This window comes from Acinetobacter bereziniae LMG 1003 = CIP 70.12 (genome assembly GCF_000368925.1).
Taxonomy (GTDB): Bacteria; Pseudomonadota; Gammaproteobacteria; order Pseudomonadales; family Moraxellaceae; genus Acinetobacter; species Acinetobacter bereziniae.
In genome coordinates, this window is the sequence record NZ_KB849756.1 from 41,312 (window position 1) to 59,137 (window position 17,826).

At 36.9% G+C, this 17,826-nt stretch carries 12 protein-coding genes; 3 read left to right on the top strand and 9 right to left on the bottom strand.

What is annotated here, in order from left to right; genetic code table 11:
* Positions 1-489: 489 nt before the first annotated feature.
* The 5 genes from F938_RS10360 to F938_RS10380 all read right to left on the bottom strand — a co-directional run bounded on the left by F938_RS10360 (position 490) and on the right by F938_RS10380 (position 6,025).
* Positions 490-1,203 carry a GntR family transcriptional regulator gene (locus F938_RS10360; RefSeq protein WP_005031589.1) on the bottom strand — a complete coding sequence of 238 codons (714 nt, stop codon included), beginning with the start codon at positions 1,201-1,203 and terminating at the stop codon, positions 490-492.
* Between the two features lie 34 nt (positions 1,204-1,237).
* Complete coding sequence (locus tag F938_RS10365) at positions 1,238-2,263, bottom strand: proline racemase family protein (RefSeq protein ID WP_005031591.1); 1,026 nt, start codon at positions 2,261-2,263, stop codon at positions 1,238-1,240.
* An 11-nt stretch (positions 2,264-2,274) separates the two neighbouring features.
* Positions 2,275-3,753, bottom strand: coding sequence for an aldehyde dehydrogenase family protein (locus F938_RS10370; RefSeq protein ID WP_005031594.1), 1,479 nt, complete (start codon positions 3,751-3,753; stop codon positions 2,275-2,277).
* Positions 3,754-3,774: 21 nt separating this feature from the next.
* Complete coding sequence (locus F938_RS10375) at positions 3,775-5,028, bottom strand: NAD(P)/FAD-dependent oxidoreductase (RefSeq protein ID WP_005031597.1); 1,254 nt, start codon at positions 5,026-5,028, stop codon at positions 3,775-3,777.
* Between the two features lie 124 nt (positions 5,029-5,152).
* Positions 5,153-6,025 carry a dihydrodipicolinate synthase family protein gene (locus F938_RS10380; RefSeq protein WP_005031599.1) on the bottom strand — a complete coding sequence of 291 codons (873 nt, stop codon included), beginning with the start codon at positions 6,023-6,025 and terminating at the stop codon, positions 5,153-5,155.
* Positions 6,026-6,419: 394 nt separating this feature from the next.
* Between F938_RS10380 and F938_RS10385 the strand changes: the two genes are divergently transcribed.
* The 3 genes from F938_RS10385 (at position 6,420) to F938_RS10395 (ending at position 10,719) form a co-directional block, all read left to right on the top strand.
* On the top strand, positions 6,420-7,175 hold the full coding sequence (locus tag F938_RS10385) for an SDR family NAD(P)-dependent oxidoreductase (RefSeq protein ID WP_005031601.1): 756 nt from the start codon (positions 6,420-6,422) through the stop codon (positions 7,173-7,175).
* 9 nt (positions 7,176-7,184) lie between these two features.
* Positions 7,185-7,946, top strand: coding sequence for an SDR family NAD(P)-dependent oxidoreductase (locus tag F938_RS10390; RefSeq protein ID WP_005031604.1), 762 nt, complete (start codon positions 7,185-7,187; stop codon positions 7,944-7,946).
* 589 nt (positions 7,947-8,535) lie between these two features.
* A complete protein-coding gene (locus F938_RS10395) occupies positions 8,536-10,719 on the top strand; it encodes a TonB-dependent siderophore receptor (protein ID WP_005031605.1) in 2,184 nt (727 codons plus the stop codon).
* Between the two features lie 156 nt (positions 10,720-10,875).
* Here the strand turns inward: F938_RS10395 and F938_RS10400 are convergent, their stop codons facing one another.
* From F938_RS10400 to F938_RS10415, 4 genes are all read right to left on the bottom strand, one after another.
* The gene (locus F938_RS10400; RefSeq protein ID WP_026040363.1) at positions 10,876-11,766 is read right to left on the bottom strand and encodes a LysR family transcriptional regulator; all 891 of its coding nucleotides are present in this window, start codon (positions 11,764-11,766) and stop codon (positions 10,876-10,878) included.
* Between the two features lie 53 nt (positions 11,767-11,819).
* Positions 11,820-13,172 (bottom strand): MFS transporter, encoded by a 1,353-nt coding sequence (locus tag F938_RS10405; protein ID WP_005031611.1) that lies wholly within the window; start codon positions 13,170-13,172, stop codon positions 11,820-11,822.
* 46 nt (positions 13,173-13,218) lie between these two features.
* Positions 13,219-14,505 (bottom strand): salicylate 1-monooxygenase, encoded by a 1,287-nt coding sequence (gene salA / locus F938_RS10410; protein ID WP_005031614.1) that lies wholly within the window; start codon positions 14,503-14,505, stop codon positions 13,219-13,221.
* 350 nt (positions 14,506-14,855) lie between these two features.
* Entirely contained in the window at positions 14,856-17,048 is a 2,193-nt protein-coding gene (locus tag F938_RS10415; protein ID WP_005031618.1) for a TonB-dependent siderophore receptor, read from the bottom strand.
* Positions 17,049-17,826: the final 778 nt, after the last annotated feature.

Here is a 17,826-nt window from a genome sequence, read left to right on the forward strand (position 1 = left end):
AAATCGCTAAATGTTTATAATCAGTGTTCTATTGCGAATTAATTTATTGTATTGCGTGTTTTTTAATTCTGTTTGCAAAATGAATATTCAAATCAGCGTATGTTAGATTTTCATGTCCTTACATTCAGAATTTCCTTTGTTACGACCATCTAAATACAATAAGTTCTGTCTCATAGTTATTCCTTTCAAGATTGATACAAGCATTCAATAAACACATTATTTGGACTAAATCCGTGGCTTGAAACTCAGCATAGATTTAGCGACTTTAGATGCTTATACACAGTTTATTTTATTGTTAAAATAAATATTGTGTACAATATTGCATACATTAAAAATATATTCATATCTCTAGATTGTCAACTATAAAAGTCATAAAACGACCAATAAATCTTTTAAATAAGATGATGATTTAAAAATAAAAAAAGCCCAAAAAATCATAAGAATGACTTTCTAAGGCTTATTAAAAAATAAACTCAAAATTGTATTTTTTTAATTTGATACACTAATTTGATCGATTAAATTTTCTTTCATATGCTCCATAAAACGATCTCTAAATAATAAAGTATGGTGATGTGCTTCCTGTTCTGCTTTGTCCATATCTTTATTGGTAATTGCTGCAATTAGCTCTATATGATCTCTTTCCAAATGACTGTAATTTGCTGATTTGGCTAAATGATCAAAGTGTAGATAAAACAGCCTTTGTCCTTCTTCCAATAAACGCTCATAATATTCTATTAAGAATGGATTTCTCCCCGCACGAGCAATGTCCATATGAAGTTGCTTATTTTGTTCAAGCATGAGGCGATAGTCGCCATCACGAGCAGCCTGAACATAAATTGCGTCAGTTTGTTTAATTTTTTCAATATCTTCGATCGTACAATTTGCTGCTGCCAATCGAGATACTGCGCGTTGTAATAAATCTAAGGCGCTGATGTATTTAGAAAAGTCCTGAAGGTTGAATGGTCGAACTATGGTGGTTCGATTCGCCAACGTCGTGGCTAAACCTTCAGCAACTAAACGCGCCAACGCATCACGTACAGGTGAACGGGAAACTGCAAAGCGTTCAGCCAAAGATATTTCATCCAACTGAGTATTTGGTTTCAACTGTAAAGTTAAAATCTCCTCGCGGAGTTGATCATAAACATATTTCCCGTTGTGCCTTTTTTTCGATCCATCCGTTTCTTTTTTTACTACACTATTCATAGGCTCGGTCTTACCCAATTTTAAATTCAGCCTATTATATAATACCTTGCCCCCATGTATCACTTACCATAAAACCTTCTGCTAAAGGATCTGTTGGATCAACAGCCAATTGATGAAAGCCAAATAGCCATGCACGACCTGTAACGTTTGGAATAATGGCTGGATATTCACCAATTGTAGTATTTCTGACATATTTCACTTTAAACTGTCCGCCAATAATGGATTGTGAAATTAATTCATCCCCCAGTTGCACAAGCCCTCTTTTCACCATCGTTGCTAAATTAGCGGAGCTACCTGTACCACAGGGTGAACGATCAACTCTTCCAGGGGGTAAAGTTGTACAGGTCTGAACAGTTTTCTCATCTAAGCGATTTCGGAACATCACATAGGTAATTTCATTGATATCCGGATATATAGGATGTTGCACTTTAAAATTGTTATTCATCAACTTTCTCAGTGTTATGCCCAATAACGCAAGTTTGTGTGCATTTTCAGGAGAAATCGTCAAGTTGACTTGATCAACATCAATGAGCGCATAATAAACACCACCAAAAGCAATATCGAATTGAATTTTTCCCAACCCATCAACCTCGATTTCTGCATCCAATTGTTCAACAAACGCTGGCATCATCTCTAAGCTAACGCTTTCACAGCGCCCATTTTTACAAGAAGCCTTTGCAGTCACAAGTCCAGCAGCAGTATCTAAAACAACAGAGGTAATCGGTTCTTGCATACTGATGATACCCATTTCCAATAATGCGGTCGTGACACAAATACAATTACTTCCAGACATAGGATGTGTTTTGTCTGCTTGAAAAATCGCAAAAGCAGCATCTGCATGAGCGACTGTGGGTGGGAGTAATAAATTGACTGAAATTTGTAAACATCCACGCGGTTCTTGAATGACAAAACGTCTTAAGCTGTCATCCACTTCATTGAGATAGTTTACTTTTTCTGCCATTGTTAGACCCGGAATATTGATTACACCACCCGTAATCACTTTCCCTACTTCGCCTTCACAATGCACATCGACAAGTTGTATCATTTTTTGCCAACGCATAATTCATTTCCTTATTCAATATACCAAGCCCACGGTTCAGCGCTGTCATAGCGTGTAATTTGTTTCACTTCTAAATAGTTTTCTAATCCCCAAACACCAAGTTCACGTCCGATCCCACTTTGTTTATAACCACCCCAAGGTGCTTCGCTAAATGTGGGTTGAGAACAGTTGATCCAAACGATGCCGGCTCTGAGTTTTCGTGCGACGCGATCACAACGAAGCAAATCTTTCGACATGACGGCGCCAGCTAAGCCAAATATCGAATCATTTGCAGATCGAATCGCTTCGTCCTCAGTAAGAAATGAACGAATGCAAACCACTGGACCAAAAATCTCTTGTGTCCATAAAGCATGATTTTCAGGTACATCAATAAAAATAGTAGGTTCGATGAAATAACCGCTTGAATGTGAATCAGGTCTTTTCCCTCCAGTTAAGAGATGAATGTTATCGTCTACTCCTTGCTGAATGGCATCTATAACATGTTGATATTGCTTCTTATTGACCAATGGTCCTAGTTTGATTCCTGTTTCAAAGCCATTGCCAATCTTTATCTTTTTAGTTTCCTCTACTAAACGTTTTAATAATTTTGGATAAATTTCATCTTGAACTAAAACACGAGAGGTCGCTGAACAGACTTGTCCTTGATTCCAAAAAATACCAAACATGATCCATTCTACAGCTGCCTCTATATCACTATCTTCAAAAACAATAAATGCAGATTTTCCACCCAGTTCTAAACTTATATTTTTAATATTTGTAGCAGCAGTACGCATAATTTGCTTGCCCACTGGCACGCTTCCCGTAAAGGCAATCTTATCAATTTTGGGGTGTTCCGTGAGGTATGGACCAATTTCATGCCCATAGCCCGTTAATATATTGAGAACTCCTTTCGGCAATCCTACTTTTTCAACAATACGACCAAGTTCAATTGCTGTGAGTGATGTCACTTCAGAGGGTTTTAAAATCACAGTACAGCCTGCTGCCAATGCTGGAGCAATTTTCCACGCTGCCATCAATAATGGATAATTCCATGGAATGATTGCGCACACTACACCTACAGGTTCTTTGACCGTTACACAACTAAAACGCTCATCACTCAACGCTATTTCTGTTTGTGCATGCTCATCAAATTGCTCTGCTAAATTTGCATAAAACTCAAAACAGCCTGCTGCGTCAGCGATGTCCCACTCTGCTTCTGGATAAGGTTTACCATTATCTCTGACTTCAAGTGTCGCAATTCTTTTTAAATCTTGGTGTATTTCTTGGGCGATTAATCTCAGATATTGTGCTCTTTGTTTGCCAGATAATTGTGACCAATCAGTGTGATCAAATGCTTCTCTTGCAGCTTTTACAGCCAGTTCAGCGTCACTTATTGAAGCACGAGCAATCCGTGCAATTTCCTCTTCAGTACTTGGATCTATACTGCTAAAAGTTTCGCCCTTGAGCGGTTTAACCCATTGCCCATTGATAAAAAGTTGATCGTAATACATATCTTTTTTCCTAAAGTTCAATTATGAAAATCGGGTTGCTTTAAATGGTTCTAAGTTAAAGGTTGATGACTGTTGTAATAATAAGTCTGTCACTAAACGCCCTGTTGTTGCCGCTAATGTTAAACCCAATTGACCATGACCAAAAGCCAAAGCAACATTTGAAAAACGTGGACTGATATCAATGATGGGTTTGGTGTCAGGCAAAAAAGGTCGATAGCCAACACCATATTCAACACCCTCTAAACCTAATTCAGGGACAAGCTGTTTTGCCTTATTTAAAATAATCTCAGCACGTTTCATATTTGGTTTAGATCCACTCGCTGCAAATTCAATGGTTCCACCAATTTGTAAGCCTCTGGTCATTGGAGAAAAGCAAAAACCACCAGAGGCATAAATAATCGAGTGCTTAATTTCTACTTTTGGTTGTGGTAATACCACTTGATAACCAGCAATACCGAGCAGTGGCGGATTTACACCCAATTGTCTGGAAAACACGCGAGAACCAACTCCAGCAGCGATGACAACATAGTCAGTATCTAAAATTTGTGTATTACTGAGGTTAACTTGCTTGATTAGATGATTATTTTCTTTTAATTCAGTCGCTTCAGCTTGAATTCTTTGACCTCCTTTGGCAATAAAGCAATTGCTTAGCGCAACAATAAATCCTTTGGTATCTTTAACAGCAGTCCAGTCATTAAACAAAAGTCCATGTTTAAACTTTCCAGCAAAAGTAGGCTCCAAATCTGTAATTTCTTTTTCGTTTAAAATTTGATGTTTAAAACCAAAATGTTGTCTCAGTTCCAAATATTCTTTTTCATGTTCAATGTCTTGTACATCATCAAAAAACTCAAGCACTGGTCGATGACCTAATAGATTTTGATCAGCACAATCCTTTAAAAGCACAGCATAATCGTCATAAACATGCTGAGTCAATGATGCGAGTGAACTGGCAATTTCTTCAATTCTAGATGTTCGAGCACAGCTTAAAAATTGTAAAAACCAAGGGATAATTTGTGGAAACGCAGATGGGCGAAGTGCAAGAGGACCTTGTTGGTCAAGTAACCAGTACGGAATTTTTTTCAAAATACCTTTTTTTGAAAGTGGAATAATTTCACTGACTGCCATTTGCCCACAGCTCCATTTGGCTGTACTTTCGCCTGCCTCAGATGGATCGATAACCGTCACATTTAGCCCTTTCTTTTGTAAAAAAAGTGCGCAGCATATGCCTACGATTCCACCACCAATCACCACTGCTGTTTTGGTATTTTCTTTCATAGATCACATTCCATTGATGAGCATGAAACTTCTTATATATCAATAAGCTACAAGCATTTTATTTTTTATTTGAAGTACATTCCAATACTATTTTGATTGAAGCTATTCGATTTGGTTTAGAGATTTATTTCATCTGATCAAATGCGTGTTTAAATTCCGCCTTTTCAGTATCTGTTAATGGTAATAATGGCATTCGGGCATTTCCCACTTCAAATCCAGCTAGCTGACAACCATATTTTACTTTTTGAATAAATTTTCCTGATTCCATGAGGGACATAATCGGGAACAATTGTCGCATAACATCTTGAGCTCCACGAATATCACCAGTGTTGTATTTATTCATCATTGTCGTGACTTTATCAGGAAAACAATTTGCTGGACCACAAATCCAACTCGAAGCACCCCACAAGAAAAAGTCTAAAGCTTGGTCATCAGAACCACATGAAAGTTGATAGTGATCTTTATATTTTTCACCAATTTCAATCGCACGTAGCAAATTACCACTACTCTCTTTAATACCTATAACACGTGGATGGTCTTTAAATGCCTCTAGTACCAGATAACCAATCTCTACATTGGTACGTATCGGATAGTTATATAAAATCAAATTAATTTGAGGGAAAGTCTCTAAAATTGTATTGTAATGGGCAATCAATTCTTCTTGTGATGGTAAAGCATAATATGGCGGTGCAATCAGTAAGTTGGTGTATCCCATCTCCACTGCCTGTTGAACCTGTTCTAATACTTCACGTGTACATGACCCATTCGCGCCTGCGATCAGAACACCTTTATCTTTTACGGTTTCTTTGACAACTTTTAAGATTTGACGACGTTCATGATTAGTCAGTGCATAATACTCACCTGTTGAGCCTAGTATGACAAAACCTTGCACCCCTGCATCTAATTGATATTCGAGCATATCAACCAAGATTTTATAATTGACTTGGTTGGTGTCATCAAATGGGGTGATCAGTGCAGGAAGGATACCTTGTAGCATATTAAAATTCTCCAATAAAAATATTTTCGTCCCATTCATTCAAATTTTCATTGAACAATAATTCTATATATCAATGATTAAGTTGAAATTATTGCTGAATGATTTTAAATCACAATTAATTGTGTACAATATTGCATACATTAAACATTATATTTAATTATTTGAGATGTCAATGCTTAGAAAAAACTCAAAAACAAAGAAAATATTTAATATTTTTCAAATATTTATACTTATTTTTATTATCATTTTAGAAAATATCTTTTTTTATTTTTTTCTAATTTTTTTAGCATGAATAAAAATTCAGATGGATTGACAGTTGATTAAAGTCAATATACATTGCATACAATAATGTATACATTATTAGAATTACTAGCTTATATCAAGGAAAAAAGAAATGTCTCAGTTTAATCATAAGACAGTGCTTGTGACTGGCGCAGGTGGAGGTATAGGCTCTGCGACTGCACAGCGTTTCGCACAAATGGGCGCAACAGTAATTGTGGCAGATATTATTAATACGGCTGCTGAGAAAACTGCTCAAGCGATCAATCTTCAAGGAGGAAAAGCTGAAGTTGTAGCTTTTGATTTAACCTCAAAAGATGCTTGCCAACAAGCCATTGAAAAAATTGAAGAACGTTACCAACATATTGATATATTGGTGAATAATGCTGGTGCCATGCGTAGAGGTGAATTACTTCATCTCAGCGAAAAGGATTGGCTTTTAAGTCTGGATGTTAATCTCAACGCCTTATTTTATTTATGCCAAGCAGCATTACCTAAAATGATCGCATCTGGTGGCGGATCTATTGTGAATACTGCATCCCAATGGGGAGTCACCCCTGCTTCTGGTCATATTGCTTATAATGTCAGTAAAGCGGCGGTAGTTGCTTTTACCAAAAGTCTTGCACGAGATTATGCGCCACAAAAAATACGGGTAAATGCGGTTTGTCCTGGTGAAATACATACACCTATGCTGGAAAAAGGGATTGCAGAGAAAGGTAAAACGATTAGCGATTTGGAAAAGCTAATCCCATTCGGTCGTATAGGTCGACCAGAAGAAGTCGCTGCATTAATCACCTTTCTCGCATCTTCTGATGCCGAATTCATTTGTGGTGCATGTGTTGAAATCACTGGTGCTCAAGCTGTGACATAGGATAAAACCATGAACAAGAATTTAGGATTAATTCAAGATTTGCAAGATAAGGTCATTTTTGTCACTGGAAGTTCACGTGGGATTGGTTTGGAGACTGCACGACTTTTATTACAAAGAGGTGCAAAAGTTATTATGCATGCGCGTAGTTCTGTAATGTTTTTTAATGATATGGCAAATCAATTTGGCAATAATGTGTCTTGGGTTACTGGTGATTTGAGTAATTTGAATTGTATAGAACAAATTTGGCAAAACGTTCTTGAATGTTATGGACATGTTGATGTTTTAGTCAATAATGCAGGAGCTTGGTTAGCCTCTGATATTTCTACGACAAAAACGTGGCAAGAAGGTTGGGCAAATAATATTGCTATCAATCTTACAGCGCCAGCAGAATTATGCAGACTGGCATTGCTGCATTTTAAGCAATGTCATGGAGGGATCATTATAAATATAACCAGTCGTTCAGCCCATCGTGGAGATGATGCAAATCATTTAGCATATGGCGCGGCAAAAGGTGGTTTACTGGCTTTAACAAAAGGAATTGCACGTGGCTACGGGCATCACAATATTCTTGCTTATGCGATTGCTCCAGGATGGGTTGCAACAGATTTAGCTAAAGGAGAAATTGAAGATACAGTGCTAAAAAAATTGCCCTTAGGTGAAATTACGCCTGCGAGTGATGTTGCCGAAATGATTGCTTTCCTTGCAACAGGACGCTCCCGTCATAGTACTGGTGCGACAATTGACATTACAGGCGCAGATTACGTCCGTTAAAAACTTAATAGAATAAGCGAACATAAATTCAATAAAATTAATTGTGTATCTAGTTCGTAGATGAGATTATTCAGCCTTATAAGCTTATTGATAAGGCTGAACTAAGATCATCAACTGAATTAAACTAACCGAGAGTAATACCATGTTTGTGCTAAAACCTTATTACAGTCCATCATTGGCTCTTTACACGATATGAACAGACCAAATCACCTAATTAAATCCATGTTAAAAATAAGGCTGTGTATGGATATTACAATATTTTCAATCATTTAGTGTTCATTCTTTAACAAAAATTCTGCTTTTTCATTTATAAATATAAAAAAATAAATTCGTTATTTGCCCTATTCAAGACAGAATGAAACAAACTGAATATCTTTGATAAAAGCGTGACTTATCAATAAATAACTGACTTTATAATTCACATATAAATAATAAGGATAATGATTTATATAATTTAATGAGAATCATTATTGATAATTAATATTTCACATGTTAACTTTTGTAACGCTTTAATCTGAGTCATAGAGCTTGAAGCAAAAGGAAGACAGAAAATCTGATCGCGCGCATTTTTTATTATGGAATTTATCTTATGTACAACCCCTCTCCCATGCGACATGCATTCAAAGTACATCCTCTTGTACTTTCTATGGCTTTAACTATTCCGACACTTGTTTATGCTGAAGAAAATACCGAAACAGTCGCTTTACCGACCATCAAGGTAGAAGCGGAAAGCCAACACCCTTCGATCACAGAAGGCACTCAAAGTTATACTGCAAAAAGTACAAGTACAGCCACTAAATTAAATTTGTCTCTTCGTGAAACACCTCAATCAGTCAAAGTCTTAACACGAGAATACTTAGATGACCGAAATATCGATTCATTTCAGGATTTAATGAATACAATTACAGGTGTCTCCACTTCTCGTACCGATGAACGTCAATCCGTTTATGCACGTGGCTTTCAGGTGGATTACTACTTAATCGACGGGATGCCGAGTACCACTAACTTAGGTGCTGGTGACCTTGATTTGGATATTTACGATCGCGTTGAAGTGATTAAAGGGGCAAATGGACTGACTACAGGTGCTGGTAACCCTGCAATGGGACTCAATATGGTACGTAAACATGCCAATGCCAAAGAGTTGACAGGTAATCTGAGTACATCATTTGGATCTTGGGATTCATGGAGTAGTTCTGCGGACATTTCAACTCCGCTCAATGAAGATGGCTCACTGCGTGGACGTATGTTTGTCAAACATTCAGATGAAAAGTCATTTATGGATGATTATGAAAAAGAACGTAATGTATTTTACGGTGCGATTGATTATGACTTAACTGATAAAACCAGTATGTCACTGGGAGCAACCTATCAAGAGTTGCAACGCGATGGGATTCGCTGGGGAGGTACTCCAGCATTTTATACGGATGGAAGTCGCACTAACTTTGACCGAAGCTTAACGGTAAGTGCACCTTGGACTTTTTGGGATGTTAATACCACGGCTGTATTTGCCAATTTAAAGCAAAATTTATTCAACGATGTGAATTTAAATGTGGCGTATACCTTCCGTAAAGAAGACGCAAATACCCAGCTGCTTTATACGGGTGGAAAAGTCGATAAAGCAACCAATACCAGCCCTTTAAAAAATTCAGATGGTAGTGACAATGTTTCAGTCTATGGCTCTGAAACAAGAAATGAAGAAAACAATATTGATCTTTTCATCAATGCGCCTTTTACATTGTTCAATCGCCCACAAGAAATTATTATCGGTGGCTCATGGAACAAAAATGAAAAAACCAAGGATATATTTGGTGGCTCAAATGCCAATAAAGAGATAGAAAAATATTTAGGTGGACCACTTAATTATAACAATATGGCACAGCCCCTACTCCGATCAGTAGTATTAAATGGGGTCAATGTCCTGAATGAAACCACCCAAAGCTCCGCATATATTTCTGGTAAATTTCAAATTCTTGATCCTCTAAAAGTGATTGCAGGGACGCGTTTATCAAATTGGAAATATGAATCTGCAAATGGTGTGGGCAATCGCGAATTTAACAACGAGGTAACACCTTATATTGGTGCTATTTATGATTTTGCCAAAGATCACTCTGTTTATGTCAGCTATACAGACATTTTTAAACCACAAAGCCGTAAAGATGTGAATGATCAATACTTAGACCCAGCCCAAGGTAAGAACTACGAAGCTGGTTTAAAAAGTGAATGGTTTGGAGGTCGTTTAAATACCGCTTTATCACTATTTCGTATTCAACAATCAAATTTTGCTGAAGCAATAACAGGACAATTTATTGTACGTAATGGTCAGCTTACAAATGAACAAGCTTATCGTGGTGTAGATGGGGTTGAAAGTAAAGGTTTTGAGTTCGAAGCAGATGGTGAAATTAATGATCATTGGGGAATAAACTTTGGTATTGCTAATTTTGAAGCAAAAGATGCTAAAGGCGTTAAAGTAAACACTACAAATTCACGTACGACCTCGAATCTATTTGTAAAATATAAATTAGATCAGTGGAGCGCTGGACTTGGCTTAAATTACAAAAGCAAATACTACACTGGCACTGGAAGCACACGTATAGATCAAGATGCTTTCGTACTCGCGGGTGCAATGCTGGGCTATCAAGTCGATAAAAATATTAAACTTCAGTTGAATGTTGAAAATATTTTTGACAAAAAATATTATGAAGGTATTGGTGCTAATTCTATGAACTGGGGAACACCAAGAAATGCAACGCTAAGTGTTCGTTATAATTTCTAATCCCACTCATATTTAATTTTCTTTTTAAAAACCTTCTAATCGTTTAGAGGGTTTTTCTCATCTTAAATGACTTAATAGTTATGTATGAGCTGTTTAAAAGCCACTATATAATCAATTTGTTGAAAATCCCATTTAGCAAACCGTCTGATCTATACTTTAGAGTAATTGAAAAAGTTGTTGTAGTGTTTGGATAAACCAAGTTCGTGCATCCAAATCATCTCGATGATTGTACCAATTTACGCTGACATTAAAGGGTTTGACTGAAAATGGTAATTCAAAAATATTTACATCACTATTTCGCTCATACACTTTTGCAGCACGTGAAGGCAAAGTCACCAATAATTCAGAACTGTTCACCACATCTTGCAATACACTAAAATGAGGAAGTTCTAGCATAATTTTTCTTTTTAATCCCAATTCTTTAAGCTTCTGATCAATTTCAATATGCCCTGTTGAAGATTTAATAGCCGCGTGTTTTTCTTGTAAATACTGCTCTAAACTCAGTTGCTCCCTAATCCGTGGATGGTTTTTGTCAGCAATGCACATATAGCGTTCTTCAAATAAGTTGCGAGATTCTATTTTTGGCATGACGGTATAGCTGCTATTAAATACAGCCGCATCTAAAAAACCCTCAACTAGCCATTCCTCGACTTTATCAGACTGAATTTCTTCAATTTCTATTTTAATAAATGGTGCTTCTTGTGCCAGATGTTGAATCAATGATGGTAAAAGGCAAAATTCTCCTAAGTCTGATAGCCCTAAACGAAAGACTCGTGTGGATGTTTTGGGATCAAATCGTTGTGAAGCGATAATTGCAATTTCAATATCAGAAATCGCCTGCCTAAAACTGGGATATAAACTTTGCGCAAGTTTGGTGGGTTTTACGCCAAATTTATCTCGCTCAAAGAGTGGATCGTTTAAAGATTTGCGTAAACGGTTCAAATTATAGGTGACTGAAGGCTGACTCAAATTCAGTCGTTCAGCCGCATGACTGATATTTTTAGTTTCAAAAATAATGACAAACACTTTGATAAGACTTAGATCAATCAATTTTAATCTCTCGATTCAATGAGGAAGGTTTTACCTTCCCCAATCTAGCTTTAGACTTGTACTGTTTTAACCGCTAATTTTGTGTTTTTCAAACGCAGATGAATCATTGAAATACTCACCACAGCAATCATACATGGGATTGAAAGCGCGATGAAATTATAATGAATCGGTAAATTTAAGCTTAATAACCAACCACATAAGATGGGTCCTAAAATCGCCCCCAAACGCCCTACACCCAATGCCATTCCTAAGCCCGTTGCACGGATATTTGATGAATAAAATTGTGACATATAAGCCAATAATAATATTTGCCCACCAATGGAAGCTGCACCAGCAACAGCAATACAAAAATAAAGAATAATCATTGGTAAGTGAAAACTGAGTAATATAAATGCAGCAGCCCCACTTAAAAATAGCGTACATAATACTTTGACCAAATTGAATCGATCCGCTAAATAGCCTCCGCAGATTGCGCCAAGCATTCCGCCGATGTTTAAGGCGAGCAGAAAAACCAAACTGGTCGACAGATCATAGCCTGCTTCTAACATTAATTTCGGTAACCAGTTGCCTAAGGCATAGACCAAGACCAATGCCATAAATACACTCAACCAAAATAAAAGTGTAATCATTGCTCGATTGTCTGCAAATAAATCCTTGATTGGAGATTGAGAGGAAGATTGATTGTCTTGATCGAGACAAATTTTTGTCTGAGCTGTGTAATTAATATCGCTATTAATTTGTTTAAGAATGTCTGCTGCTTTTTCAGTTTTGTTTCTGCGAACCAAATAATCAATTGACTCAGGTAATAACAGCCAAATGATAGGTACCAATAACAGTGGTATACCCCCAAGAATAAACATAATTTTCCAACCAAATTGAGGGACCAACCACATTCCCAATAAAGCTGAACACATTCCACCAACTGCATAACCACTAAACATGAGCGATACTAAAGTTGAGCGTAATTTTTTTGGTGCATATTCGGTCATCAGTGCGATGATGTTTGGCATCACGCCACCCAAGCCCAAACCTGCCAAAAATCGAAAGATTCCAAAACTTTGCGGATCACTTGCATAGCCACAAAGTAAAGTAAAACCACTGAATAAACAAATGCATAAAATGATTATTTTTTTACGGCTAAAGCCATAACGCTCTAATTTATCACTCAAACTTCCAAAAAGAATCGCTCCAAACATCATGCCAAATAAGGCAACACTACCTAAAAATCCTGCTGTGATACTGTCAATTTTCCATTCTGCCATCAGCTTAGGCAGTGCCACCCCATAAATCACTAAATCATAACCATCAAAAATGATGATCAATGCGCTGAGTAAAATCACTCGCCAATGAATCGCCTTCAATTTGGCATGATCAATGACTTCATTTGCATTTATCGTTTGCATAATAGACCTCCCTGGTCAGATTATTCTGTTTTATCTCTTTTTTTATTTAGCTATATATTTCACTTTGCTGTAATTGATTGGTCAATGCAGCTTGGGCTTGCTGAATATCTTGCTCAAGAGAATGCTGCCATAACCAATCAAAACGATGTGTTAAATGCTGTCCGATAGATTCAAAATCTGAATATTTCGATGAACAAAGCTCGTATATTTCACCTGACTCACGTGACGTGTTTTGAACTTTGACTGCTCGTTCTAAGCGTATTTGCTGATATATTTCAGAAACAAACTGAATAGATTCACATGTTAGTTCAGGGTTTTCTAATAATTTTGCAAGGATTAAAGCATCTTCCAAACCTTGCCCAGCTCCTGCACCTTGATGTGGTAACATTGCATGTGCAGCATCACCTATCAAAATCACATTATTGGTATTGTTTTTATAAGTCTCTAAAGGCTGAATTTCATGTAAAGCCCAGATTGTTGGCGAGTCAATCAGTTCCAATAAGGCTTTACAGCTCTCACTCCAGTCTGAAAAATCAGCCAACATTTGCTGTTTTGAAACAGCCATTGTCCAAGGTATATTTTCAGCCAATACCGTTTGTGTACGATCTGACTTAAATGCCACAATATTGATTTCCTCCCCCTGTCGAATTGGGAAGGTCAAAATGTGTTTATCTTTACCTAAAAACATTTGCGGAACATCTGCGATTTCCACATCGCGCCCTAATTTTTCAATCGCTTGTTTATAGTCTTGATACTTAATGATCCCCCGATATGCCCAAGTTCCAGAAAATTGAGGTTCACTGCGCGGCAATTGATGTGAATCCAGCACATGATTTCGGACAACGGAACGAATACCATCACAACCAATTACATAATCAAAGGTTGCCTCTTGACCATCAATGAAGCACACCGTCACTTGATCTTCATCTGCTTCAATATTTTGTACACGTTTGTTGAAGTGTACATTTGATAACGGAACTAAAGGAATTAAGCTATCGAGAAAATCTGCACGATGTACTGAAGACTGTCCAACAGATGGAGCAAGAGATGCTGATAGATATTCGTCGGTATAGCCATTCCGCCATTGGAACCAAATATCGGTATAGGGCGCTTTGACCTGATCTGCAATAGATTGATATTCTTGGCTTAAACCTAACAATTGGATTGCTTTTACCGCATTTGCACCAAAAGAGATTCCTGCACCAATTTCTGAAAATTCAGCAGCAGACTCAAATAAATGTACATCTAAGTTTGTATTTTTAACCAATTGGGTCATGAGTGCTAGTCCAGCAATACCTCCACCAATGACTGCAACTCTAATTTTTTTGTCCATTTTAGCATTCCTTACTAAATTACTTAGAATTCTATAATTGGTTATTTTTTAAGATAAATCCAATTTATATTTTTTGGTTTATACTATCTATTTTTTTGATATTTAGTTCACGCTCTGCTTTTAAATCTGCTTTTGTTTTTTATTAATTGTTAATAAAATCAATCACCTAATAAATTTCATTGGATCATGATATAAGGCTAATAATTTTGAAAAATTGCCGAATAACTTAATTTATGCGCTTAACGTAAAGCAATGAGATTTTGTATTTCTGACATGTATCACTCATTTTGAGTGATACAGGTCAATCTGATGATCAGTTTAAATAAATACAAATTAGCAAAAGACCCATACTAGAAACTTACAGTCCAAGCAAGTTGCGCTGTCCGTGGTGCGCCAAGAAATAAATAATCATCGCCTAAGAAATTTCCGGCATCTCTCCAATACTGTTTATTGAAAAGATTGTCGATATTGAATCGAAGTGTATTGTCATAGCCATAAGCTCTGAAATTATAAGCTGTGCCTAGATTAAATACGGTATAACTCGGCACTTTGACTGTACCCATTTTATTGGCATATTTACTGCTGCTGTATTGCATACCTGCCAATAAGCGTAACCCCTCTATTTGTGCCACTTGATAAGAGAGATAGTTTGCAAAACGAATTGATGGCACATTTTGTGTCTGATGCCCTTGATATTCAGTAACTTGGATGTCCTTTAAACGTGAACGTGTCAGTGCCAAAGTCGAGACCAAATCCAGATTTTGACTTAAACGCCCTTGCACACCTAACTCTAATCCAAGGTTATGCTGTTGACCTTCAGCAATAAAATCTCGTTCAGTATTGGTATATTGATTGTCCTGTTTTAAATCAAACACTGCTGCCGTAAACAGCAAATCTTGCCACTGTTGTTTAACACCTAACTCATACTGAGTTGTATGTACAGGAGCTAAAGTTAGACTTGGATTGTTGGCAAACCACGGAGCTTGTCCACCATCACTTAAGCCTTTGGCATAAGAAGCATAAATGTTGGTATGTTCCCAAGGTTGATACATCAGCGCAAATTGGGGTAAGAAACGATTAAAATTGGTGTCTCGAATCTTATTTGACTCGACATTGTAGGCTCCCTCATTGAGATGAATCAGTTTGCCACCCAAAGAGACTGACCATTCTGGATTAAAAGCAATTAAATCAATGATATTCAATGCTGTTTGTTGACTATCTAATGATTTATAGTGTTTACCCAAATGCTTATCTGTGGGGATATAGCTTTGCGGGTCCTCACCTATATTTCCTGTAGACTCAGCCCCTTCAACTACAGGTAAATTAATTGCATCATATTGTGTATGACGTTTAGCAGTTTGAGATAATTCTAAACTTAACTGATGCTGCAAAAAACCAGTGCTGAATGCCCCATTCAATCCGATTTTAAATTGGTTGGTTAAGTAGCTATCATCTGGACTGCGAAAATCATAAATATCGTAGTTGCCATTTTGATCAAAGCTATTCCCTAAGCCCGTCGTTTGACAAATACTGCTATAACATCCCCAAGGAAATGCAGCATAATCATCTATCACCACACGACTTTGTGATGCTGTAAAATTTGCTTTCCAATGATCATTGAACTGAAATAAATATTTTAAACTGGCATTTAAACTGTCGTTGGTTACGGGTTTACTCCAGCTTTGATAAGCAAGTAAACGATCCCATTTCACATTTTGGGGAAGTGTCGTTCCATCCAATAACTGATATCCTGCCACTGAACGTTGACGTTGTCGCTGTGATTCTAGATCAAATTCTAACTTTGAACGTTCAGAAATATTCCAATCCAGCGCCATAGAACCAAACAAGCGCTTACCATCGGCATGTTCAACGTAGGAATGAATGTCTTCTGTTGCAAGATTGATGCGATAACCAAACTGTTGGGTGTCTCCAAACAATCCACCTAAATCCGTTGCCACGCGAAAACCACCATAACGGTCGGTTTCTAATGTCATTGAACGAATATCTTCAGGTCGTTTGGTGACATAATTGATCACACCACCCGGTGTTGACATTCCACTTTGAATGGCACTGATGCCCTTTAAAATCTCGACCTGAACTTTATTCTCAAGCGCAATATTTTGTTCGCCACGGATTAAGTTGCCATTCAGTAAATAGCTTGATCCAAGATTTAACCCAAAACCACGCATCATAAAATTAGAATAATAACCAATAGGTGCATAGCCATCGCCAATAGCTGCATCGTTCTTAACCACATCAGAAAGTGTTTTAGCATGCTGATCTGCTAAACGATCAGCAGTGATGGTATGGATTGAAGCCGGAATTTCAGCAATATTAGACTGACTAAAACCTGATAAATTGATCTTGGGTTGATAATAAACCGTTTGTGCTGCTTCGGTTTGGACGTTAACTTTAATGGTTTTAAGCTGTTGTGTATTTTTTTCCGCTTCTGCATGTAGCAGTACTGGACTCAATGCCAAACATGAAAATGAACCAACTGCCAGTAACGCTTTTTGTAAACGAGAAAATGGATACCTTTTCACTGTAATTGCCTAACCCCAAGATAATTCATGCGCTAAATTTTAGCGCATGAGTATTCACAATTTTTTCTCATTGAACAAGCATTTCTATGCCATATTTAAGAATAATTCATGTTTTTATTGTGCATGAAATCCATAATTTATTTATGTATATTACGATAAGCCATCTTTCTGTTTGCGTTATTTTTCAGCCGTTTTTTATTAAGTACTTTAGACCTTTTACGAAAGTCATTTTAGAAATTAGGGACATGTCACTGCGCGACTAGACGCTTGAAGTCAATATCATTGAATTTTATTATTTTTTATATTTCATAAAACTATTAGAGCTCTTGCATTAGTCAAAATTTGAGCAGCTGTGATCTTTGTTATATAGTCAATCTGTTGAAAAATTCATACAGTAGAATATCATTTCTCTTGATCAATAAAATTAAAGCGATCAATATATTGTTTGATGATATAAGCCTTGCACTGCCACGCTTTAGCTCTAAAGTTTAAATTGTTTTGTGTAGGCGATACTCTACTTTTCAGAGATGAAAAGTAACAAAAATCTTCCGTTGAGCGAGGGGGTACATCCTAATACCCCCGCTCAACATGGCGACATCCATGTCGCCTCGTGATAGCAAGACTGTTTATGATTCAAAAGTACAAAATAAATGAATCATCCAAATCACTTGTATGAATAATCAGGCGGTTTGACTATATAAGGTATTGCATATAGCTAAATGCCCAAAAACCTACTTTCACAAGAGGTCTATTATAAAATAGTTTATACTTTCGCAAG